At 74.4% G+C, this 21,828-nt stretch carries 20 protein-coding genes; 8 read left to right on the top strand and 12 right to left on the bottom strand.

The features are described from left to right. Complete coding sequence (locus tag ACIPW5_RS11090; RefSeq protein WP_401243404.1) at positions 1–1,005, bottom strand: small ribosomal subunit Rsm22 family protein; 1,005 nt, start codon at positions 1,003–1,005, stop codon at positions 1–3. A gap of 9 nt (positions 1,006–1,014) precedes the next feature. Further along, positions 1,015–2,403 (bottom strand): multidrug effflux MFS transporter, encoded by a 1,389-nt coding sequence (locus tag ACIPW5_RS11085; protein ID WP_401243403.1) that lies wholly within the window; start codon positions 2,401–2,403, stop codon positions 1,015–1,017. Between the two features lie 108 nt (positions 2,404–2,511). Between ACIPW5_RS11085 and ACIPW5_RS11080 the strand changes: the two genes are divergently transcribed. Next, positions 2,512–3,273: an SDR family oxidoreductase gene (locus ACIPW5_RS11080; protein WP_401243401.1), complete on the top strand. Its 762-nt coding sequence runs from the start codon at positions 2,512–2,514 to the stop codon at positions 3,271–3,273. 79 nt (positions 3,274–3,352) lie between these two features. On the opposite strand, the gene efeU is transcribed toward ACIPW5_RS11080, so the two are convergent. The 6 genes from efeU to ACIPW5_RS11050 form a co-directional block, all read right to left on the bottom strand. Next, entirely contained in the window at positions 3,353–4,213 is an 861-nt protein-coding gene (gene efeU / locus ACIPW5_RS11075; protein WP_401243399.1) for an iron uptake transporter permease EfeU, read from the bottom strand. A gap of 22 nt (positions 4,214–4,235) precedes the next feature. Continuing rightward, positions 4,236–5,498, bottom strand: coding sequence for an iron uptake transporter deferrochelatase/peroxidase subunit (gene efeB / locus ACIPW5_RS11070; RefSeq protein ID WP_401243398.1), 1,263 nt, complete (start codon positions 5,496–5,498; stop codon positions 4,236–4,238). Between the two features lie 31 nt (positions 5,499–5,529). Further along, positions 5,530–6,681: an iron uptake system protein EfeO gene (gene efeO / locus ACIPW5_RS11065; RefSeq protein WP_401243396.1), complete on the bottom strand. Its 1,152-nt coding sequence runs from the start codon at positions 6,679–6,681 to the stop codon at positions 5,530–5,532. 165 nt (positions 6,682–6,846) lie between these two features. Continuing rightward, positions 6,847–7,773 (bottom strand): heme ABC transporter ATP-binding protein, encoded by a 927-nt coding sequence (locus tag ACIPW5_RS11060; protein WP_401243394.1) that lies wholly within the window; start codon positions 7,771–7,773, stop codon positions 6,847–6,849. Then, a complete protein-coding gene (locus ACIPW5_RS11055; protein WP_401243392.1) occupies positions 7,770–8,861 on the bottom strand; it encodes a FecCD family ABC transporter permease in 1,092 nt (363 codons plus the stop codon). Before ACIPW5_RS11055 ends, ACIPW5_RS11060 begins: the two co-directional genes overlap by 4 nt. A 1-nt stretch (position 8,862) precedes the next feature. Further along, on the bottom strand, positions 8,863–9,894 hold the full coding sequence (locus ACIPW5_RS11050) for a hemin ABC transporter substrate-binding protein (protein WP_401243390.1): 1,032 nt from the start codon (positions 9,892–9,894) through the stop codon (positions 8,863–8,865). A 142-nt stretch (positions 9,895–10,036) separates the two neighbouring features. Here ACIPW5_RS11050 and ACIPW5_RS11045 point away from each other — a divergent pair, with 142 nt between their 5' ends. From ACIPW5_RS11045 to ACIPW5_RS11035, 3 genes are read left to right on the top strand one after another with little or no spacing between them, the layout of a single operon-like run. Beyond that, on the top strand, positions 10,037–11,458 hold the full coding sequence (locus ACIPW5_RS11045; RefSeq protein WP_401243387.1) for an HtaA domain-containing protein: 1,422 nt from the start codon (positions 10,037–10,039) through the stop codon (positions 11,456–11,458). Between the two features lie 53 nt (positions 11,459–11,511). Further along, the gene (locus tag ACIPW5_RS11040; protein ID WP_401243384.1) at positions 11,512–12,978 is read left to right on the top strand and encodes an HtaA domain-containing protein; all 1,467 of its coding nucleotides are present in this window, start codon (positions 11,512–11,514) and stop codon (positions 12,976–12,978) included. A 36-nt stretch (positions 12,979–13,014) separates the two neighbouring features. Beyond that, complete coding sequence (locus ACIPW5_RS11035; protein WP_401243381.1) at positions 13,015–13,665, top strand: PhzF family phenazine biosynthesis protein; 651 nt, start codon at positions 13,015–13,017, stop codon at positions 13,663–13,665. 30 nt (positions 13,666–13,695) lie between these two features. Here the strand turns inward: ACIPW5_RS11035 and ACIPW5_RS11030 are convergent, their stop codons facing one another. Both ACIPW5_RS11030 and map read right to left on the bottom strand, forming a co-directional pair. Beyond that, positions 13,696–14,343 carry a heme oxygenase (biliverdin-producing) gene (locus tag ACIPW5_RS11030; protein WP_401243379.1) on the bottom strand — a complete coding sequence of 216 codons (648 nt, stop codon included), beginning with the start codon at positions 14,341–14,343 and terminating at the stop codon, positions 13,696–13,698. A 148-nt stretch (positions 14,344–14,491) separates the two neighbouring features. Then, the gene (map, locus tag ACIPW5_RS11025; protein WP_401243376.1) at positions 14,492–15,349 is read right to left on the bottom strand and encodes a type I methionyl aminopeptidase; all 858 of its coding nucleotides are present in this window, start codon (positions 15,347–15,349) and stop codon (positions 14,492–14,494) included. Positions 15,350–15,457: 108 nt separating this feature from the next. On the opposite strand from map, the gene ACIPW5_RS11020 reads away from it, so the two are divergent. Beyond that, positions 15,458–15,694, top strand: a complete 237-nt coding sequence (locus ACIPW5_RS11020; RefSeq protein ID WP_401243373.1) for a hypothetical protein — start codon at positions 15,458–15,460, stop codon at positions 15,692–15,694. Positions 15,695–15,715: 21 nt separating this feature from the next. Here the strand turns inward: ACIPW5_RS11020 and ACIPW5_RS11015 are convergent, their stop codons facing one another. Further along, positions 15,716–16,321 (bottom strand): hypothetical protein, encoded by a 606-nt coding sequence (locus ACIPW5_RS11015; RefSeq protein WP_401243371.1) that lies wholly within the window; start codon positions 16,319–16,321, stop codon positions 15,716–15,718. An 84-nt stretch (positions 16,322–16,405) separates the two neighbouring features. Between ACIPW5_RS11015 and npdG the strand changes: the two genes are divergently transcribed. Then, positions 16,406–17,110, top strand: coding sequence for an NADPH-dependent F420 reductase (gene npdG / locus ACIPW5_RS11010; RefSeq protein WP_401243368.1), 705 nt, complete (start codon positions 16,406–16,408; stop codon positions 17,108–17,110). A 103-nt stretch (positions 17,111–17,213) separates the two neighbouring features. Next, positions 17,214–17,399: a hypothetical protein gene (locus ACIPW5_RS11005; RefSeq protein ID WP_401243366.1), complete on the top strand. Its 186-nt coding sequence runs from the start codon at positions 17,214–17,216 to the stop codon at positions 17,397–17,399. Between the two features lie 9 nt (positions 17,400–17,408). On the opposite strand, the gene ACIPW5_RS11000 is transcribed toward ACIPW5_RS11005, so the two are convergent. Further along, positions 17,409–18,212, bottom strand: a complete 804-nt coding sequence (locus ACIPW5_RS11000) for a site-2 protease family protein (protein ID WP_401243363.1) — start codon at positions 18,210–18,212, stop codon at positions 17,409–17,411. 62 nt (positions 18,213–18,274) lie between these two features. Between ACIPW5_RS11000 and ACIPW5_RS10995 the strand changes: the two genes are divergently transcribed. Continuing rightward, positions 18,275–21,769: an AfsR/SARP family transcriptional regulator gene (locus ACIPW5_RS10995; RefSeq protein ID WP_401243361.1), complete on the top strand. Its 3,495-nt coding sequence runs from the start codon at positions 18,275–18,277 to the stop codon at positions 21,767–21,769. The last annotated feature ends 59 nt before the right edge of the window (positions 21,770–21,828 follow it).

Raw genomic sequence — 21,828 nt, 5'->3', positions numbered from 1 at the left:
CTAGGAGGCCGCGGGCGGCCAGGCGTCGCCCCACTCGGCGTCCCGGGCCGCCTTGTAGAGGCCGCCGTGCCGCTTGGTGACGGTGGCCCGGGACAGTCCCGCCTCCTCGGGACCGCACAGGTCCAGCAGGACCAGCCCCTTCCGGATCTGCGGCCTGCGCGTGATCCGGGAGGGGACCGGCGTCACGGGGAACCGCGTCGCGGCGACGTAGCTGAACTTCTCGTCCTCGTACGGCAGGGAACCGCCCTTGACCTTCCGGTGCAGGGAGGAGCGGCTGACCCGGGCCGAGAAGTGGCACCAGTCCTGCCCGGCCTCGATGGGGCAGGCCCCGTCGTGCGGACAGGGCGCCGCGACCGTCATCCCGGCGGCGATCAGCTGCTCTCGGGCCTCGCGGATGCGCAGGTAGCCCTGCGGCGTGCCCGGCTCGATCAGTACGACGGCCCGCCCGGCCCGGGCCGCCTCGGCGACGACCGCCGTACGGGCCTCCTCCGTCAGCTCGCCCAGTACGTACGACACGGTGACCAGGTCCGCGTCCGGCAGGCCGAGCCCGCTGCCGATGACGGCGCGGCGCCACTCGGCCGCGCGCAGCACCCCGGACGCCGAGCGGCCGGCCAGCTCCTTGCCGAGCGCCAGCGCCGGCTCCGCCCAGTCCAGCACCGTCGTCGTGCGGGGCCCGTCCCAGGTGGCGTCCACCGCCCAGGTCGCCGCGCCCGTGCCGCCGCCCACGTCCACGTGCGAGCCCGGCGTCCAGTCCGGGGCGGCCTCCGCCAGCCCGTCCAGGGCGGACCGCACGGCTTCGAAGGTGGCCGGCATCCGGTACGCCGCGTACGCCGCCACGTCGGAGCGGTCGCGCAGCACGGGGGCGTCGGTGGGGGTGGCCCCGCGGTAGTTGGAGATCAGGCGCTCCACGGCGGCCGAGGCCTGCTTCGGCGGGAGCCCGTCGAGCAGGGCGGCGAGCGCGCTGCGGAGGGTTTCGGCGGTGGTGGGGGCGGGTGCGGCGTTCACCCGGGAAGTTTACGGCGCCCCGGAGCCCGTACCGGGCGCGGCCATCGGCTCCCGGGTCCGCCACGGCCGGCACATCCCGAGGAAGCAGGCCACCGCCACCAGGGAGCAGCCGAGCTGGACGAGCGCCATCGGCACCGCCGTGTCCTCGCCCGCGATCCCGACCAGCGGCGAGGCGACCGCGCCGACCAGGAAGGAGGAGGTGCCCAGCAGTGCGGACGCCGATCCGGCGGCGTGCGGGGTGCGCATGAGGGCCTGCGCGTTGGTGTTCGGCAGGACCAGGCCCATCGCCGACATCAGCACGAACAGCGCGGCCGCGACGGGTACCAGCCCGGCCTTCCCGAACACCCCGCTCGACATGAGCAGCAGGGCGACGGAGGCCGCGGTGATGACGGCGAGCCCGACGGCCAGGGCCTTGTCCAGGCTGACCCGGCCGACCAGCAGTTTGCCGTTGATCTGGCCGACGACGATCAGCCCGACGGAGTTCAGGCCGAACAGCAGGCTGAAGGCCTGCGGGGAGGCCCCGTAGATCTCCTGCACGACGAAGGGGGAGGCGGATATGTAGGAGAAGAGCACCGCGAAGGCGAAGCCGCCCGCCAGGGTGTAGCCGGCGAAGACCCGGTCGCCGAGCAGTCCGCGCATCGTCCGCAGCGCGGCGCCCACCCCGCCGGTCTGGCGGCGCTCCGGCGGCAGCGTCTCGCCGAGGCTGCGCCACACGACGAGGGTGAGCGCGAGGCCGACGGCGGTGAGGACGACGAAGACCCCGCGCCAGTCGGCGAAGCGGAGCACCTGGCCGCCGATGAGCGGGGCGATGATCGGCGCGGTGCCGGATATCAGCATCAGGGTGGAGAAGAAGCGGGCCATCTCGACGCCCTCGTACAGGTCGCGCACGACGGCCCGGGCGATCACGATGGCGGCCGCGCCGGCCAGGCCCTGGAGCAGCCGGAAGGCGATGAGCAGTTCGGCGCTCGGGGCGAGGGCGCAGATCGCGGTGGCGAGGACGTAGAGGACCATGCCGGTCAGCAGCGGTCTGCGGCGGCCCCACTTGTCGCTCATCGGGCCGATGACCAGCTGTCCGAGCGCCATGCCGGCGAGGCAGGAGGTGAGGGTGAGCTGGACGGTCGCGGCGGGGCTGTGCAGGGCGGCGGTGACCTCGGGCAGGGCCGGGAGGTACATGTCCATGGACAGCGGGGGGAGGGCGGTGAGGCCGCCCAGGATGAAGGTCACCAGCAGGCCGGTGCGGCGCGCGGCGGTCAGGGGGGTGGCGGCGGGGTCCTTCGGGGACGCCTCGCCGGCCGGGGGCCCGGGGGCCCGCCGGGGCGGGGGGACGGGCGACGGGCCGGTCGACGGATCGGTCGACGGCCCGTGCGAGGGGGCGGTAGAGGGGCCGCTCTCCGACATGCGGAACTCCAGTCTTTTCATCTGCTTTATGCACCCCTGACCGACCCATGCTCTCAGCTGTCGGAACGTCCCGGGCCGGATGTCCGCTGTGACGTACTCTGCGGCCCCATGAGCGCACCCGCGAAGAAGATCGCTGTAGTGACCGGAGCCGGTTCCGGGATCGGCCGTTCCGTGGCCCTGGCCCTGGCCGGCGCCGGCTGGTCGGTGGCCGTGGCCGGGCGCCGGACCGGGCCCCTGGAGGAGACCGCCGCCGCGGCCGGAGCGGACGCGGACGTGCTGCCCGTGGCGGCGGACGTCAGCGACCCCGCGGACGTCGCCGAGCTGTTCGCGGCCGTACGGGAGCGGTACGGGCGGCTCGACCTGCTCTTCAACAACGCCGGCACCTTCGGCCCGGCCGGGGTCCCGCTGGAGGACATCGGGTACGAGGCCTGGCGCCAGGTCGTGGACGTCAACCTGACCGGCTCCTTCCTCTGCGCCCAGGCGGCGTTCCGGGTGATGAAGGAGCAGGACCCGCAGGGCGGCCGGATCATCAACAACGGCTCCATCTCCGCGCACGTCCCGCGCCCGAACTCCGTCGCCTACACGGCGACCAAGCACGCCATGACCGGCCTGACCAAGTCCCTGTCGCTCGACGGGCGCCCGTACCGGATCGCCTGCGGACAGATCGACATCGGCAACGCGGCGACCGAGATGACCGAGCGCATGCAGACCGGCATCCTCCAGGCCAACGGGCAGCTGGCGGTGGAGCCGGTGATGGACGCCGCCGACGTGGCCCGCACCGTGCTGCACATGGCGGAGCTCCCGCTGGAGGCCAACGTCCAGTTCGCGACGGTGATGGCCACCGCGATGCCGTACATCGGCCGCGGCTGAGCGGAGCCCGCGCCCGTGCGGTACGGCCGGGCCGCCTCCCCCGAGGGGGGAGGCGGCCCGGCCGTGTCCGTGGGACCGGTCAGTCCTTCGCGGGACCGCTCCCCGACGGGGCCGGGGCCGGCGCCGCGGCCGGGGTGCGCAGCCGGGCCGGCAGGAGGAACAGCGTCAGCACGACCGCCAGGTACAGGGACCACACCACCAGCTGGTGGACGGTCGGGTCCGGCTGGAAGTTGAAGACGCCCTTCAGCAGCACCCCGTACCAGCTGTCCGGCGCGATCACCGAGCTGATGTCGAAGGCCTTGTCGTTCAGGCCGCCGAGGAACTCGGCCTCCTGGAGGTCGTGGACCCCGTACGCGAGCACGCCCGCGGCCACGACCACCAGCATCCCGCCGGTCCACTTGAAGAACTTCGCCAGGTTGATCTTCAGCGCGCCCCGGTAGAACAGCCAGCCCAGCACGATCGCGGTCGCGATGCCCAGCAGCACGCCGATCAGCGGGGCCGAGGAGCCCTCGCCGCTCGCGCGGACCGACGCCCACACGAACAGCGCCGTCTCCAGGCCCTCCCGGCCCACCGCCAGGAAGGCGGTGGCGACCAGCGCGCCGGTGCCCATGGCGAGCGCCGAGTCGAGCTTGCCGTGCAGTTCGGCCTTCAGGTGCCGCGCGGTGCGCTTCATCCAGAAGACCATCCAGGTCACCAGGCCCACCGAGATGATCGACAGGCTGCCGCCGAGCAGCTCCTGCGCCTGGAAGGTCAGCTCCTGCGTGCCGAACTCCAGCATCGCGCCGAAGGCGAGCGAGAGCCCGCAGGCGATGGCGATGCCGAGCCAGACCGGACGCAGGGCGGCCCGGTTCCCGGTCTTCACCAGGTACGCCACGAGGATGCAGACGACCAGGCTGGCCTCCAGCCCCTCGCGCAGGCCGATCAGATAGTTGCCGAACACGGCGTTTCCTCTCCGGCGGGGACTAGGCGAACAGGGACCGGCCCCACCAGTCGTCCTTGTCGCGGACGCCCGGCGGGACGGCGAAGATCGCCGAGCCCACGTGCTGGATGTATTCGTTCAGGACGTCCGACTTCGCCAGCCGGCGCTGGATCGGGACGAAGCCCTTGCGGACGTCGCGCTGGTAGGCCAGGAAGAACAGGCCCGCGTCGAGGCGGCCCAGGCCGTCCGTGCCGTCCGTGAAGGAGTAGCCGCGCCGCAGGATGGTCGCCCCGTCGTTGGTGTCGGGGTGCGCGAGGCGCACGTGCGCCTCCGGCTTCATCGCCTTCAGGAACGGCTCGTCGCGCTCCTTGGACTTGCCGACCGGGGCGCCCTCGCCCTTGTCGCGGCCGAAGATGTCCTCCTGCTCCTGCAGGGGGGTGCGGTCCCAGGTCTCGATGTGCATCCGGATGCGCCGGGCGACCAGGTAGGAGCCGCCGGTCAGCCAGTCGCTGCCGTCGCCCGCGCCGACCCACACGTGCTTGTCCAGGGCGGCCCTGTCGGTGCCCGAGATGTTCCGGGTGCCGTCCTTGAAGCCCATCATGTTGCGCGGGGTCTGCTCCTCGGGCGTGGTCGAGGAGGTCTTGCCGAAGCCGAGCTGCGACCAGCGGACGACGACCTTGCCGAAGCCGATGCGGGCCAGCTGGCGGATGGCGTGCACGGCGACCTGCGGGTCGTCGGCGCAGGCCTGGACGCACAGGTCGCCGCCGGAGCGGGCCTGGTCCAGGTTGTCGCCGGGGAAGAGCTCAAGGTCCACCAGGGCCTCGGGGCGCTTGCCCTCCAGGCCGAAGCGGTCCCTGGCGAACAGCCCCGGGCCGAAGCCGATGGTCAGGGTGAGGCGGGAGGGCTTGAGGCCGAGGGCCTCGCCCGTGTCGGTGGGCGGGGCCTCGGGCGCGCCCTCGAACACGTCGCCGACCGGCAGGCCGGCCGTCATCAGCCGGGCCGCGGCCGTCCACTCCTTGAGGAGCGCGACCAGCTCGTCGCGGCTCTTCGTCTTCACGTCGAAGGCCGCGAAGTGCAGCCGGTCCTGGACGGCGCTCGCGATGCCGGCCTGGTGCTCGCCGTGGAAGGGAACCGCCGCCCCGGCGGAGGCCGCCGGGGAGAGGTCCGGTCCGCCGCCGAACGCGGCGACCGCGCCGCCGGCCGCGGCCGCGCCGACCGCCAGACCCGCCCCGCCCCAGCCGAGCACGGCCCGGCGCGAGGGCGCTGCGGCGGCGCTCGTGGTCTCTTCCGACACCTGGTCGCTCATGGTGGTTCTCCCGCCTCTGCCTGGCTCCGGACTACTTGGCGACCGCGGCGGCCAGCTTGGAGAGCGGCTCGCCCAGTGCGCTGACGGCGTCCGAGAGTTCCTTGCGCTCGGCCTCGCCGACCTTGTCGTACGAGGTGAACTCGTAGGTGTTCTTGTCGGCGCGGTACTTGTCCAGGAGGGTGTTCATCGCGGCGAACTGGGTGTCCAGCTGCTTGGCGAGCTCCGGGTCGTTCTTGGCGGTGACCGTCTTGAGGAGCTCGTAGGACTTCTGGGCGCCCTCGACGTTGGCCTTGAAGTCGACGAGGTCGGTGTGGCTGTAGCGCTCTTCCTCGCCCGTCACCTTGCCGGTGGCGACCTCGTCGAGCAGCTCCTTGGCGCCGTTGGCCATGGAGGTCGGGGTGATCTCGGCCTGGCCGACCTTCTTCTGCCACTCGGTGAGGTCGGCGATCAGGGTGTCGGCGAGCTTCTTGTCGTTGTCGTCGATCTTGTTCTCCTGGAAGAGGGACTTCTCCAGGCGGTGCCAGCCGGTCCAGTCCTTGGCCGGGTCCTGGCCGGCCTCCAGGCCGTCCTCGCGGACGTCGACCTTCGGGTCGATGTCGCCGAAGGACTCGGCGACCGGCTCGGTGCGCTCCCAGCCGATGCGGGACGGGGCGTAGGCCTTCTTCGCGGCCTCCAGGTCGCCGGCCTTGACGGCGTCGGCGAAGACCTTGGCCTTCGGCAGGGTCTCGTCGGCCTGCTCCTGGACGTACTTGCGGTACGCGGCGACGGCGGCGTCCAGCTCGGGGCTGCGCTTCTCGGTGCCGCCCTTGCCGGTCGCCTTGACCTGGGTGCGGATGCCGTCGCCCTTCATGCCGGGCTTGCAGGTGAAGGCGTAGTCGCCGGCCTTGATCTCGGCGGTGATGGTGGCCTTGGTGCCGGGGCCGATGTTCTCGCGCTCGGCGACGATCCGGTCGTCCGGGAAGAGCACGTAGAGCTCGGTGACCTTGGAGCCCTTGTTCTCGACCTCGATGGTGACCTTGCCGGCCGGGAACTCGGTCTTCGAGACCTCGCAGGCGGTGTCGGTCGCGTTCACGTGGATCGCGCCGGAGCCGCCCTTGTCGCTCTTCTCGGCGCAGCCGGTGACTGCGGTGAGCGCGGCGACGGCTGCGGCCGCGGTGAGGACGGTGAGACGGGCGGGGCGCATGGGGGCTCCTGGCGAGGGTGAAGGCTGGGGGGAGGGCCGGTGAGGCCGACCTAACTTAACCGAGGCTTACCTGACCGATACCCGCTCGTCCAGTGATTCAGCTCTCACATTCCGGCCCCGGACACAAGCCCGTCACGGGCCCTCCATGACGGACTCAAGCGAGGGTCAAGCAGGGGTCAAATCGCCGTCCGCATTCCGTGCGGCGCCGTTGTTACCGTCCGGTCGATCGCCTTGTGCCGCTTGGCCGGGAAGGCGATCCGGAACGCCTCCGTCCCGTACCGGGAGGACCAGCGGGGCGCCCGTCCGGGGGTGCGCCAGCACCTCCACCGGCTGCCGGTAGACCCGGCTCAGCAGTCCGCCCCCGAACACCTCCGCCGGCGGCCCGGCCGCCGCGATCCGCCCGCCGTGCAGCACCGCCGCCCGGTCGGCGTACGCCGCCGCCAGCCCCAGGTCGTGCAGGACCACCACCACCGCGTCCCCGGCCGCCGCCCGCTCCCGGCAGATCCGCAGCACCAGCTCCTGGTGGCGCAGGTCCAGGGCCGCCGTGGGCTCGTCGAGCAGCATCAGCGGGGCCCGCTGGGCCAGTACGCGGGCCAGCGCGACCCGGGCCCGCTCGCCGCCGGAGAGGTCCGAGAACGGCCGATCGGCGAAACGGGTGACCTCGGCGGCGGCCATCGCCCCGGCCACCGCCTCCTCGTCGGCGTCCGCGAGCCCGGTCCCCGACCACGGGGCGCGGCCCATCCGGACCACCTCCGCGACCGGGAAGGGGAAGGACAGCGCGGCCGACTGGGGGAGCACCGAGCGGCGCAGGGCCAGCTCGGCGGCGCTCCAGCCGTCCACCGGGCGCCCGTCGATCCGTACGGTGCCCGAGGCGGCCGGCAGGTCGGCGGCGAGGGCGGCCAGCAGGGTGGACTTCCCGGCGCCGTTCGGGCCGACCAGGGCCAGCACCTCGCCGGCCCGGGCGGCCAGGGTGACGCCGGCGAGCACCTCGCGGCCGCCGAGCCGCACGTGCAGGGCGTCGGCCTCGGCGACGGCGGTCCCGGGGGCGGGGCGCGCGGGCACGGCACGCCGACGGCGTGCGGGGAGCCTCATGCCCAGCCCCCCTGCCCCCGGCGGGTGCGGCGCAGCAGCCAGAAGAAGAAGGGGCTGCCGATCAGCGCGGTCAGCACGCCCAGCGGCAGCTCCGCCGGCCGGGCCACCGTACGGGCGGCCAGGTCGCCCGCGGCCAGCACCACGGCCCCGGCCAGCGCGCTGCCGGGCACCAGGAAGCGGTGCCCGGGGCCGTTCGCCATCCGCAGCAGGTGCGGGACCAGCAGCCCCACGAAGGTGATCACCCCCGCCACGGCCACGGCGGCCGCCGTCAGCAGGGCCACGACCAGCACCAGGGCCAGGCGCAGCCGCTCCACGTCGATCCCCAGGTGCCGGGCCGGCCGCTCGCCGAGGGAGAGGAGGTCGAGCCGGCGGGCGTAGAAGGGGGCCGCGGCCAGCCCCGCGAGCGCGCACGGCAGCACCGCGAGCACCTTGGGCCAGGTCGCCTGCGCGAGGGAGCCGAGCTGCCAGAAGGTGATCTGGTTGACCTGGCCGCTGTCCGCGAAGAAGACGAACAGCCCGATCAGGGCGCCCGCGAAGGCGTTGACGGCGATGCCGGTCAGGATCAGCGTGACCACCTCGGTCCGGCCCCCGCTGCGGGACAGCAGGTAGACGGAGCCGACCGTGACCAGCCCCGCCACGAAGGCGCAGGCGGTGACCGTCCAGGTGCCGAGGAAGGTCAGGCCCAGCCCGATCGCGGCGACCGCGCCCACGGCGGAGCCCGCCGAGATGCCGATCACGCCCGGCTCGGCCAGCGGGTTGCCGAACACCCCCTGCATCAGCGCGCCCGCGCACCCCAGGCTGGCGCCGACCAGCAGCGCGAGCACGACCCGGGGCAGGCGTACGTTCCACAGCACGCTCTCCCCGACCCGGTCGAGCGGCGCCCCGCCGAGGCCCGCCCGGTGCAGGGCCGAGGCGAGCACGTCCCCGACGGGGATGGCGTACGCGCCGACGCCGGCCGACACCAGCGCGAGCAGCAGCAGCGCGGCGAGCAGCCCCGCCGCGAGCAGCGTCCCCCGGCGCCCCGGCCGCCGCCGCGGGGGAGCCGGGGCGGCCCCGGCCTCCGGGCGGGCCTCCGCGGAGACGGCCACCTCAGGCCCCCTTGCCGTGGAGCTGCGCGACCAGCGAGGCGAGCACCTGGTCGGTGCGCGGACCGTAGTTGAGCAGCACCCCGTCGTCGACGGTGACGACCCTGCGGTCCAGCCCGGCCGGGGTCTGGGCCACGCCCGGGATCTTCACCAGGCCGTCGACGCCGCCCACCGACGCGAGGCCCTTGGACATGACGAGGATCGCGTCCGGGGCGGCCGCGGCCAGGGCCTCGCTGGTGATCGGGGTGAAGTCCTTGCCGAGCCCCGACTCCTTGCCGGTGTCCACCGCGCCCGCCGCCTCCAGCAGCGAGCCGGCGCCGGAGTCGGAGCCGCCCAGCAGATAGACCGAGGCGGTGCCCCGCAGATACAGGAAGGCCACCCGGGGCTTCTTGGCGGCACCCCCCGGAACGCCCGCGCGGGCGGCCGCGATCCGCTCGGCGGTCCGCCGGTTCAGCTGCGCGCCGGCCTCCTCGACCCCGAGGGCGGCCGCGACGGCGCCGATCCGCTGGGGCACGTCCTCCAGGGTCTTGGCGGGGGCGACCACGAGGACCGGGACCCCGGCGTCGCGGATCTGCCGCACGGCCTCGGCGGGGCCGGTGGTGGTCTCCGCCAGGACCAGCGTCGGGCGCAGCGAGAGCACGCTCTCGGCGGAGACCTCGTGGCCCCGGGTCACCACCGGCAGGGCCGCGGCCTGTTCGAAGGTGGCGGTGATGTCCCGGGCGACGACCCGGGGGCCGAGGCCGAGGGTCTGCACGATCTCGTTGAGGCCGCCGGTGAGCGGGATGACCCGGTCCGCCGAGGTGACGGTGACCTGCGTCCCGTCGGCCGAGGCGACCGTCACCGGCAGCGCGGGCTGCGCGGCGGCGGCGATCGGCTCCACCCGGTCGGGGAAGGCGGGGGCGGAGCGGCCGGCGGCGGGGCCCGTAGGGGCGTCCGTACCGGCGCAGCCGGCGGCGGTGAGCGCGAGTGCGGTCCCGAGGGCCGCCAGGGCGACGGCCAGGCGGGGGAAGCGGGTGGGGGCGGCGGGCGTGGGCACCGGGACACCGTCCTGATCGTCCGGCCGGGAGGCGGGGGCGGAGGCTGGCCGGATCGAGGGGTTTCCCGTCCCGCCAGGATGACTTAGGTTAGCCTAACCTTACTCACCGGCTCCTGATCCGTCAGATCCTGGAGGGGACCCCATGCCCGCACGCCCCGTCCGCGCGTTCGCCGTGACCCTGTTGGCGACCCTGCTCGCGGCGCTGCTCCCGGCCTCCGCCGCCCGCGCGGAGGGCCGTGCCGTGCAGGGGGGACGGCTCGACTGGGGCCTCAAGTCCTCCTTCCAGAGTTACGTCACCGGTCCGGTCGCGAAAGGCGGTTTCCGGCTGAACGGAGGAGCCGCCACCGTCGGCGGCAGCCTGTTCCGCTTCCACTCCGCGACCGGCACCTACGACCCCGCCTCCGGGGCGTTCGAGGCCGCGTTCTCGGGCGGGGTGGCCTTCCAGGGGCACCGCGGGCCCGACGGCGCGTACGAACTGGACCTGACCGTCAGCCGCCCCACCGTCCGCATCTCCGGCGGCAGGGGCACCCTCTACCTGGACGTCACCAGCAAGGCGAAGGACACCGGCGCGGTCACCAGCCGGCCGCAGGTGCCCTTCGCCACCCTCGGACTCGGCGGCATCGACATGAGGGGCGCCGGCAGCCCCGTCGTCCTGACCGACGTCCCCGCCACCCTCACCGACCAGGGCGCCCAGGCCTTCGCCGGCTACTACCAGGCCGGCGCGCAGCTCGACCCGGTCAGCCTGTCCGCCGACGTCAGGACGGCCCCGCCGGCCCCCTCCGCCCCGCAGCCCGCCCCGCCCGCACAGCCGTCCGGCACCCCGCCCGCCGGTCCGCGGGCCGAGGGGGCCTTCACCGACGCCGCCGTCGACTGGGGCGTGCGCCGCACCTTCCGCGAGTACGTCACCGGCCCCGTCGGCCAGGGCCGCTGGACCCTCGCCGAAGGCGCCCAGGACGGCGGCGCGCTGTTCCGCTTCCCGCAGGGCAAGGGGACGTACGACGGCCGGGAGGGCCGACTCGCCGCCGAGTTCGCCGGCAGCGTCCGCTTCACCGGCGCCCGGCTCGACCTCACGCTCGGCAGGGTGGGCGTCACGGTGGAGAACGGCAAGGGCGTGCTGTCCGCCGACGTCACCACCGGCGGGCAGACCAGGCCGGCCGTGGCGCTCGTCGAGTTCGACGCCAAGGGCCTCAAGGCCGAGGGGAAGCTCGCCACCCTGACCGAAGCCCCCGCCACCCTCACCGAAGGCGGCGCCCGGGCCTTCGGCTCCCTCTACACGACGGGCACCGGGATGGACCCGGTCTCGCTGGCCGTCCCCCTCGAAGCCGGTGCGCAGCTGCCCGCCCTGCCCGACCTCGGCTCCACCGCCCCGCCCACCACCGCCGGGACCCCGGCCGCCCCGTCCCCCGCCGCTCCGGCCCCCGCGTCCGCCGCCGCCCCTGCGGGCGAATCCGCCGACCTCGGCCTGTACGCGGCCCTGGCCGTGGCCGTACTGGTCCTGGCGGGCGGCGCCGCCCTGCTGGTGGTGCGCAGGCACCGCGCGGCGGCGTCCGGCACCACGCCGTAACCACCCCTCGCTCCCGTCCCTTTCGCCACGCGCCCCTCCAGGAGTCCTCAGCCATGTCCTCGCACCGCCGCCCGATCGCCGTCGCGGCCGCCGTACTGACCGCGGCCGCCCTCGGCACCACCGCCTTCGCCCTCCCCGCCGCGGCCGAGGGAGCCGCCCCCGCCCCCGCCGCCGGGGCCGCCCGGGCCGCCGCCGCACCGGTACCCGTCGTCGGCGGCACCCTCGACTGGGGGGTGCTCGCGCGGTTCCGCACCTACGTCACGGGCATGGCGAAGGGCAAGATCACCACGGCGGACGGTGCCGTGCAGAACGCGGACGGCACCTTCCGCTTCGGCTCCGCCACCGGCCAGTACGACAAGGACGCCGGCCACGTCGTGAAGGCGCAGTTCAAGGGCAGCGTCACCTTCGAGAGCGCGGCGCACGGCTTCGTCATCAAGATGGAGAACTTCCGCTTCGACACGGGCACCAGGAAGCTGACGGTCGACATCACCAGGAACGGCACGCTCGCCAAGGACGTCCCGGCGGCGACCGTCGCCTTCGCCGGGATGAACATGAGCGGCCTGGCCACCACCCTCACCAAGGAACTCGCCGAGCAGCTCTCGGGCCCCTACGAGGGCGTCGAGGGCGACAGGCTCACGGCCCTCCTGAAGTTCCCCGAGCCGCCCGCCCCGTCCCCCTCGACGTCCACCGCCCCGTCCCCGTCGACGTCCGCCTCCTCCGCCCCGGCCCCCTCCCCGTCCGCCGGCGGGCCGCAGAAGATCCTCCGCGGCAAGCTGACGTGGGGCGTGATGGGCTCCTTCCACGACTACGTAGGAGAGAAGGGGATCACCACCAGCGGCGGGGCCACCAAGCACGGCAAGACCTTCGACTTCTCCTTCGGCAAGGGCGAACTCGACGCCGGGAAGCGGAAGCTGAACGCCGCCTTCGAAGGCGCCGTGCGCTTCGAGTACGCCGCCCACGGCCTCGACCTGACCTTCGGCAACATCCGGATCGAGACCGCGGGCGGGACCGGCACCCTGGTCCTCGACGCCAGGACGGCGAAGGGCGCCACCCAGGACGTCCCCTTCGCCACCCTCGACCTGTCCAAGGGCGACTACAAGACCAAGGACGGCCTGCTGACCCTCACGTCCGTCCCCGCCGTCTTCACCGAGAAGGGGTCGGCGGTCTTCGCCAACGAAGGCTCCGTCCCCGAGAAGTACAAGCCGGGCAAGCCCATGGACCCGGTGACCCTCTCCGTCTCCGTGGACAAGGACGCCCCCCTCCCGACGGCGAGCCCCACCGGAACCACCGGCACCACGGGTGCCACGGGCACCACGGGCGGCACCACCGGCGGTACGGCGGGCGGCTCCGCGGGCGGCGGCTCGGCGGGCGGTTCGGCCGGCGGCTCCGCGGGCGGCAGCCTCGCCTCCACCGGGGCCGAGGTCCCGGCCGGCACCCTGCTCGGCGCGTCCGCGGGCGTGGTCGCGGCCGGCGCGGGCGCCGTCTTCCTCGGGCGCCGCCGCCGGGCGGCCCTGAGCTGACGGAGGCCGGACACGGCGGCGTGTTTCAATGCCAGCGTGAACGATCTAGACGTGATCAGGGTCTTCTGCGCGGGTGACGGCCGCTTCGGCAACCTGCTCGGAGTCGTCCGGGACGGCCGCACCTGCCCGGACGACGGCGCCCGGCAGGCCCTCGCCGCCGAACTGGGCTACAGCGAGACGGTGTTCGTCGACGACCCCGAGCGCGGGGTCGTCGACATCCGCACCCCCGGCACGCGGATGTCCTTCGCCGGACACCCGCTGGTCGGGGTCGCCTGGCTGCTGGACATCGAGGAGCTCCAGCCGCCCGTGGGCTCCGTATGGGCGCGCGACGACGGGGAGTTCACCTGGATCACGGCCCGCCCCGAGTGGGTCACCGGCAAGCGCACCGAGCAGTACGCCACCCCCGCCGAGGTCGACGCCCTCCCCGCCCCGCCGCCCGGCGAGGGCTGGCTGTACGCGTGGGCGTGGGAGGACGAGACCGCGGGCCGGATCCGCGCCCGGGGTTTCCCGCGCCGCCCGGACGGGGTCATCACCGAGGACGAGGCCACCGGCTCGGCGGCGGTCCTCCTCACCGCCCAGCTGAACCGCGCCCTGAACATCACCCAGGGCGCCGGCTCCCAGATCCTCACCGCCCCCGGCCCGGACGGCACCGTCGAGATCGGCGGCCGCGTCCGCTTCGCCTCGTAGGCCCCCATCCGCCGACCGCCCGGCCGGGGCCTACGCGGTCAGCGGGAACTCCTCGCCCAGCTCGCGGAAGACCGCCCCGTTGAAGTCGAAGGCCCGCTTGCACTCGTCGATGATGCGCTGCTTCTCCAGGTCGTCCGCGGCGATCGCGTCCAGCAGCTCCCGGTAACCCCGCTTGAAGGCGGCCGGGTTGGAGATGTCCGCGAAGACGTAGAACCGCACGCCGTCGCCCTTGCGCTCGAAGCCCCAGGTGCGCTCGGCCTTGTCCCGGATGATCTGGCCCCCGGAGAGGTCGCCCAGGTAGCGGGTGTAGTGGTGGGCCACGTACCCGCCCGGCCAGGAGGCGGCGCACTCCGCGACCCGGTCCGCGTACGCCCGCGTCGCCGGCAGCGCGCTGACCGCGTCGCGCCAGCCGGGGCCCAGCAGGTGCGCCAGGTCGCGCTCGATCTCGGCGACGCGCATCAGCTCCGGCTGTATGAAGGGGCCCGCCACCGGGTCGTCCCGCAGGGACTCGGCGCCGTCCTCCAGGGCCCGGTACACGAACCACAGCTGTTCGGTGTAGCGGGTGTACGCGTCCACGCCGAGCCGTCCGCCGAGCAGGTCGCTCATGAACGAGGAGGTCTCGGCTTCGGTGTGCTGCTCGTGCGAGGCGACACGGATGACCGTGGAGAACGCGTCCAAGACTGACCTCCGTCGGGAGAGGAACGGGCCGTGGCGGCACGCCGCCGCCACGCCCCGATCCTCCTGCTTAGGCTTACCTAAGTCAATGTGTTCCCGACGTCTTGTCGGTAAAAACCCTTCGGCCGGCAAAATCGGGCCGCCGGGGCCCCTACGGCAGGGTCAGGATCTCCGCGCCGCTGTCCGTCACCACCAGCGTGTGCTCGAACTGCGCCGTGCGCTTGCGGTCCTTGGTGACGACCGTCCAGCCGTCCTCCCACATGTCGTACTCGTGGGTGCCCAGCGTCAGCATCGGCTCGATGGTGAAGGTCATGCCCGGCTCGATGACCGTCGTGGCGTGCGGGCTGTCGTAGTGCGGGACGATCAGGCCCGAGTGGAAGGACGAGTTGATGCCGTGGCCGGTGAAGTCCCGGACCACCCCGTACCCGAAGCGCTTCGCGTACGACTCGATGACACGGCCGATGATGTTGATCTGACGGCCGGGCTTGACCGCCTTGATCGCCCGGTTCAGGGCCTCGCGGGTGCGCTCCACCAGCAGCCGCGACTCCTCGTCCACCTCACCGCACAGGTAGGTGGCGTTGTTGTCGCCGTGCACCCCGCCGATGTAGGCGGTCACGTCGAGGTTCACGATGTCGCCGTCCCGCAGGACGGTCGAGTCCGGGATCCCGTGGCAGATGACCTCGTTGAGCGAGGAGCACAGCGACTTCGGGAACCCGCGGTAGCCGAGCGTCGACGGGTAGGCGCCGTGGTCGCACATGTACTCGTGGGCGACCCGGTCCAGCTCGTCGGTGGTCACCCCCGGTGCGATGTGCTTCGCCGCCTCCTCCATCGCCTGGGCGGCGATCCGGCCGGCGATGCGCATGGCCTCGATGGTCTCGGCCGACTGCACCTCCGGTCCGGTGTACGGAGTGGGCGCGGGCTTGCCCACGTACTCGGGCCGGCGGATGTTTCCGGGGACGGAACGGGCGGGAGAGAGCTCGCCTGGTACGAGCAGCGACTGGCCAGACATGCAAGCGAGTGTATCCAGCGGGGATGGGGCAGCATGGCGACGAGGAGCGGTATCGAACGGTATCGAGCGGCGGTACCGGAAGACCGTGCCGGAAGGAGTCCGAAGGCGATGGCCCTGTTCAAGAAGCGCCAGGTGGGCAAGCCGGGCGAGTGGTACTACTGCCTGGTCCACCAGAAGGTGGAGGAGGGCCCCGAGTGCCCCGCCAAGGACCGCTTCGGCCCCTACACCACGCCCGAGGAGGCCGCCCACGCCATGGAGACGGCGCAGGAGCGCAACCTCGAATGGCAGAACGACCCCAAGTGGAACGACAAGACCCGCGAAGGCGACGACGGCGCCACTCCCTGACGGCCCTCCCCGACTCCGCCCCTACCAGCGGCTGGGCGGCGGGGCGGCCAGCCGGTCGGCCAGGGTGGCCAGCCGGTCGCGCAGCCGCCGCGTGCCCCGCCGCTGCGGCGGGCCGTTCTCCCCGGCCGCCGCGCTGACCAGGTGCTGCACGGTGTCCAGGTCCAGCTCGGAGCCGGCGGCGGGTACGGACAGGGCGTCGTGGGCGAGGGCGGCCAGGTCCGGGTCCCCGCCGTCCAGGGACAGTACGGTCGCCCCCGCGCGCCGGGCGTCGTGCACCCGCTCCAGCAGCCCCCCGCCCGGCTGCTCCGGGGCCACCACCAGCAGGGTGTGCCCGCGCCGGGCCGCCTCCAGCCGGCCCAGCCCCACCGACAGGTGCGGCGGCTCGCCCGGCCGGACGCGGTGGCGCACCAGCGTCGGAGCCAGCTCCGGCTGGCCCGACCAGGCGGCCTCGTCCACCAGGTGCGCCGCCAGGTGCCAGGGCTCGTACTGCTCGGTGCCCACCAGCAGCAGACTGCCGCCGGCCGGCGCCACCGACCGCCGCAGCGACCCCGCGAACCGCCGGGCCTCGTCCGGCCACCGGGTCCCGGCGAGCACCTCGCGCAGCAGCGCCACCCTCACGGCATCCATGCGGCATCCACGGCAGCGTCCATGGCGGCATCCTGCACCATCGGACCCTCCTCGTCCGGCCTACCCGGCAGTACGCTCGCGCGTATGACTTCCTCAGACAGCACGCAGAAGCCGCCGGCCAAGGACCCCTGGGACCTCCCCGACGTCTCCGGCCTCGTCGTCGGTGTCCTCGGCGGCACCGGCGACCAGGGCCGCGGCCTCGCCTACCGGCTCGCCCGCGCGGGCCAGAAGGTGATCATCGGCTCCCGCGCCGCCGACCGCGCCGAGACGGCCGCCGCGGAGCTCGGCCTCGGCGTCGAGGGCGCCGACAACGCCGAATGCGCCCGCCGCAGCGACATCGTGATCATCGCGGTTCCGTGGGAGGGCCACGCCAAGACCCTCGAAGCCCTGCGCGAGGACCTCGCGGGCAAGCTCGTGGTGGACTGCGTGAACCCGCTCGGCTTCGACAAGCAGGGCGCCTACGCCCTCCAGGTCGAAGAGGGCAGCGCCGCCCAGCAGGCCGCCGCCCTGCTCCCCGGCTCCCGCGTCACCGCCGCCTTCCACCACCTCTCCGCCGTCCTCCTCCAGGACGCCTCGGTGGAGGAGATCGACACCGACGTGATGGTCCTCGGCGAATCCCGCGCCGACACCGACCTCGTCCAGGCCCTCGCGGCCCGCATCCCCGGCATGCGCGGCGTCTTCGCGGGCCGCCTGCGCAACGCCCACCAGGTCGAGGCCATGGTGGCCAACCTCATCTCCACCAACCGCCGCTACAAGGCCCACGCAGGCCTCCGCCTCACGGACGTGTGACCCCACCACCCACCCGGGGCCCGCACCGGCGGCGGGGCCCGGGCGGGATGGGGGACACTGGAGGGGTTCGCCCCCCTTCCGTGTCGCCGAGGAGCTGTTCCGGATGCCCCGCCTTGCCGTGTTCGCCGTTGTCGTCTGCGTCCTTGCCGTGGCCGCGGCCGTGGTCGCCTTCGTCGAGGGCAGCTTCCTCGGGATCGTGTGGGTGCTGCTGGCCGGCGTCACGTCCAACATGGCCTGGTTCTACATCCGCAAGGCCAAGGCCGAGAAGCAGCGGCAGCCGACCGCGTAGCCGGTCCGGTCAGCCCTGCGGGGCCGTGCAGAAGAACCCTTCGGAGCCCTGCCAGAAGCGGTACAGGTCGCGGCCGCAGTAGGTGTCCAGGTCCGACACGCCCAGCCCGCGCAGGATCCCGCTCACCGCGTCGAAGAACACGGCGTTCACCTCCGGGATCCACAGCAGCGCGAACACCCCGATCAGCGCGAACGGCGCCAGCGGGGCCAGCTCGCGGCGGACCCGGTGGGGGAGCCACGGCTCGATCACCCCGTAGCCGTCCAGACCCGGGACCGGCAGGAAGTTCAGGATCGCCGCCGAGACCTGGAGCAGCGCCAGGAACGCCAGCGCGAAGCGGAACGGCAACGGGACCCCGTCGAGGGCGTCCAGCCAGAACGGGGCCGTGCACACGACGGCGAAGGCCACGTTCGTCAGCGGGCCCGCCGCTGAGACCAGGCTGTGCTTCCAGCGGCCCCGGATCCGGTCGTGCTCGATGTACACCGCACCGCCGGGCAGGCCCAGCCCGCCCAGGATCACGAAGACCACCGGCAGCACGATGCTGAGCAGCGGGTGCGTGTACTTCAGCGGGTTCAGGGTCAGGTAGCCCTTCGCGCCGACCGTGATGTCACCGCCGTGCAGCGCGGTGCGGGCGTGCGCGTACTCGTGCAGGCACAGCGAGACCACCCACGCCGACGTGACGAAGAGGAACACGGCCAGCCCCGGGCTCGCCGCGTAGTCCGTCCACACCGCCCAGCCGGTCACCGCCATCACGGCGACGATGCCGAGGAACACGGAACTGATCTGCCGCTCGCCGCGGACGCCCTGATGACCCATGCGGCGAAACCTATCCCGGGCTCGGAGCCACCGGGGTCGCGGGGGCCGGGGAGAATGGCCCGGTGCATTACGTGATTCTCGGCACCGCCCAGGCCGTCCGCGACGACGGGAGCCCCGTCGCCGTCGGCGGAGCGCGCCTGCGCGCGCTCCTGACCGCCCTCGCCCTGCGCCCCGGCCGCGCGGTCCCGGCCGGGCTGCTGGTCGCCGAGGTGTGGGTCGCCGACCCGCCGGCCGACGCCGTTGCCGCGCTCCAGGCGCTGGTGGGGCGGCTGCGGCGGGCGCTCGGGCACGCGGCCGTGCGGTCCGTGGAGGGCGGCTACCAGCTGGAGGCGGAGCGCGAGGACGTCGACCTGTACCGCTTCGAACGCCTCGCCCGGTCCGCCGCGGCCGAACCGGACCCGGCCCGGGCGGCGGCCCTGTACGACGAGGCGCTCGCCCTGTGGCGGGGCCCGGCGCTGGCCTCCCTCCCCGATCCGGCGGCCGAGTCCGCGCGCTGGGAGGCCGTACGGATGGACGCGCGCCGGGGCCGCCTGGGCGCGGCGCTGGCGCTGGGCGGGGCGGAGCAGGCCCTGCCGGAGCTGACCGAACTGTGCGCGCGGCAGCCGCTGGACGAGTCCCTCCAGGTGCTGCGGATCCGGGCCCTGCGTGCGGCGGGCCGCCCGGCGGAGGCGCTGGCCGCGTACGAGACCGTCCGCCAGGAGCTCGCCGCCCGCCTCGGCACGGACCCGGGCCCGGCCCTCCGCGCCCTCCACGCGGAACTCCTCGCCCCACCGCCCCCCACCCCGCCCGTACCGGGCGCCGCCGACCCCCGCGCCGCCCGGCCCGCGGGTCCCGCGCAGCCCGGGCCCGGGTCCGACGCGGTACGGCCACCGGCCGCCCCGGCCGACCGGCCCGCGCCCTCCTGGACCGACGCCGACGGCGCGGCCCACCCGGCCGTCCGGCCCGCCGCCGGCTCCGGGGGCGCCGCCCCGGCCCCGTACCCCGCCGCCCCCGCCGACCCGGATCCGGCGGCGGCCGTCGCCCCCGTGCCCGGGAACCTGCGGGCCCGGCTGACCACCTTCGTCGGGCGGGAGGAGGACATCCGGGTCATCGGCGACGACCTCGCCGCGGCCCGGCTCGTCACGCTGCTCGGCCCCGGCGGCGCCGGGAAGACCCGGCTCTCGCAGGAGGCCGCCGAGACCCACGCCCGCGCCGCGGGCGAAGGCTGGCCCGACGGGGTGTGGTTCGTCGAGCTGGCACCCGTGGAGGACCCCGAGGACGTCCCCGAGGCGGTCCTCGCCGCCCTCGGCGCCCGCGAGACCAAGCTGCGCGGCGCCGCCGCCGAGGAGCTGCGCGCCCTCACCGACCGGGGCGGGGACGACCCCCTCGACCGGCTCGCCGAACACTGCTCCCGCCGCCGGCTGCTCCTCGTCCTGGACAACTGCGAGCACGTCATCGGCGCCGCCGCCCACCTCGCCGAACGCCTCCTCACCCACTGCCCCGGCGTCCGGATCCTCGCCACCAGCCGGGAACCCCTCGGCGTGCCGGGGGAGTTCCTGCGTCCCGTCGAACCCCTCCCGGACCCCGTCGCCCTGCGGCTCCTCGACGACCGCGGGGCCGCCGCCCGGCCCGGGTTCAGCGTCGCCGCGGACCCGGCCGCCGCCGTCGAGATCTGCCGCCGCCTGGACGGCCTTCCGCTCGCCATCGAGCTCGCCGCCGCCCGGCTGCGGCTGCTCACCCCCCGCCAGATCGCCGACCGGCTCGACGACCGGTTCCGCCTCCTGACCGGCGGCGCCCGCACCGTCCTGCCCCGCCAGCAGACGCTGCGCGCCGTCGTCGACTGGTCCTGGGACCTGCTGGACGCGCCGGAACGGGCCGTGCTCGCCCGGCTGTCCGTCTTCGCCGGCGGCTGCGACCTGGACGCCGCCGAGGCCGTCTGCGCGGACCCCGGCACCGGGGACGTCGCCGACGCCATGGCCAACCTGGTCGACAAGTCCCTCGTCGTGGCCGCCCCCGGTTCCGCCGGCGACATGCGCTACCGCCTCCTGGAGACCGTCGGCGAATACGCCGCCGAGCGCCTCGCCGAGGCCGCCGGCGACCGCGCGGCCACCGAGCACCGCCACCTCGTCCACTTCCGCGAACTCGCCCGGACCACCGAGCCCCTGCTCCGCGGCCACGGCCAGCGCGCGGCCGCCGACCGGATCGGCACCGAGTACGAGAACCTCCGCACCGCCCTGCGCCGGGCGGTCGCCACCCGCGACACCGGCGAAGCGCTGTGCCTCGTCCACTCCCTCGGCTGGTACTGGCACATGCAGGACCTGCGCGCCGAGGCCCGGCACTGGTCCGACGCCGTCGCCGAACTCGGCCCCGACCCCTTCGCCCCGCCCCACGCCCCCGCCGAGCCCCTCTACGAACGGCTCGTCGACTCGCCGCCGCCCTACTCCGGGGAGCTCCTCACCGAGGGCTGGCGCGCCCTGCACCTCGTACGGCTCGCCTCCCGGGACCAGTCGAACACCGACTGGGACAGCCCGGAGGTCCGCGAGCAGGTGGCCGGGGTGCTCGCCACCTACCGGCCCGGGCTCCCGCAGACCTGCCGGACCCCGGCCTCCCTGTGGATCTACGCCGTGATGATTGCGGGGGACCCGGGTCTGCTCAAGCGGGTCGTGGACGCCACCGTCGACACGGCCCGCGAGCTCGGCTACCGCTGGGAGCTCGCCTCCGGCCTCCAGCTGCGGGCCAACATCCTGGCCAACCGGGCCGACTGGGCCGGTGACGCCTCCCGCGACGCGGACGAGAGCCTGGCCCTCTTCCGCGAGCTCGGCGACGACTGGGGCTGTGCCGAGGCCCTGTCGGCCCGCGCCGAGACCCGGGAGAAGCGCGGGAACTACGACCTGTCGGCCCAGGACTACCTCGCCGCCATCGAACACGCCGAGCGGCTCGGCGCCAAGGCGCAGGTGACGGTGCTGCGCGTGCGGATGGCCGGCTCCCTCGTCGAGAGCGGCCGGACCGAGGAGGCCGAGGAGATCCTCACGGAGAGCCTCACCAGCGTGGTGCGGTTCGCCAACGAGTCCGTGCCCGCCGCCCGGATGTTCCTCGCCGGGATCTACGGCCGCACCGGCCGGATCCCCGAGGCCCGGGAACAGATCCGGCTGCTGCGCGAGGAGTTCGCCTACGGGGCGTTCGCCGTCTTCGACGTTTTCCTGCTCGCCACGACGGCCTGGCTGGACAACCAGGAGGGCAAGCACGAGGACGCCCTCCGGCTGGTCCGCGAGGCCGCGGGGGCCGTCCGGCACCCGCTGGCGATGATGGTCGCCCCGTACATGCCGGCCCTCTACCTGCTGACGGCCGCGGTGGCCCTGCTCGGGCTCGGCGGCCCGGAGCAGGTCCACGACGGCGCGCGGCTGATCGGTGCCTACCGCGCCCACCTGCCGCCCGGGCACGTCCCGGTCTCCACGGAACGCGAGGACGCCGCCCGGGCCGAGGAACGGGCGCGGGCGGCGCTGGGGGACACCGCGTACGAGGCGGCGCACGCCGAAGGCGGCGGCCTCTCCCTGGAGGAGGCCACCGCCCTCATCTGATCCGGCCGGCTCCCCCGTGCGGTGCCGTCCGGGACGCGATCCGGACGGACCGGCCTGCC

This window comes from Streptomyces sp. NPDC090077, assembly GCF_044747545.1.
Taxonomy (GTDB): domain Bacteria; phylum Actinomycetota; class Actinomycetes; order Streptomycetales; family Streptomycetaceae; genus Streptomyces.
The sequence above is the reverse complement of the archived record's forward strand: the minus strand, read 5'-3'. Positions and strand labels throughout refer to the sequence as shown.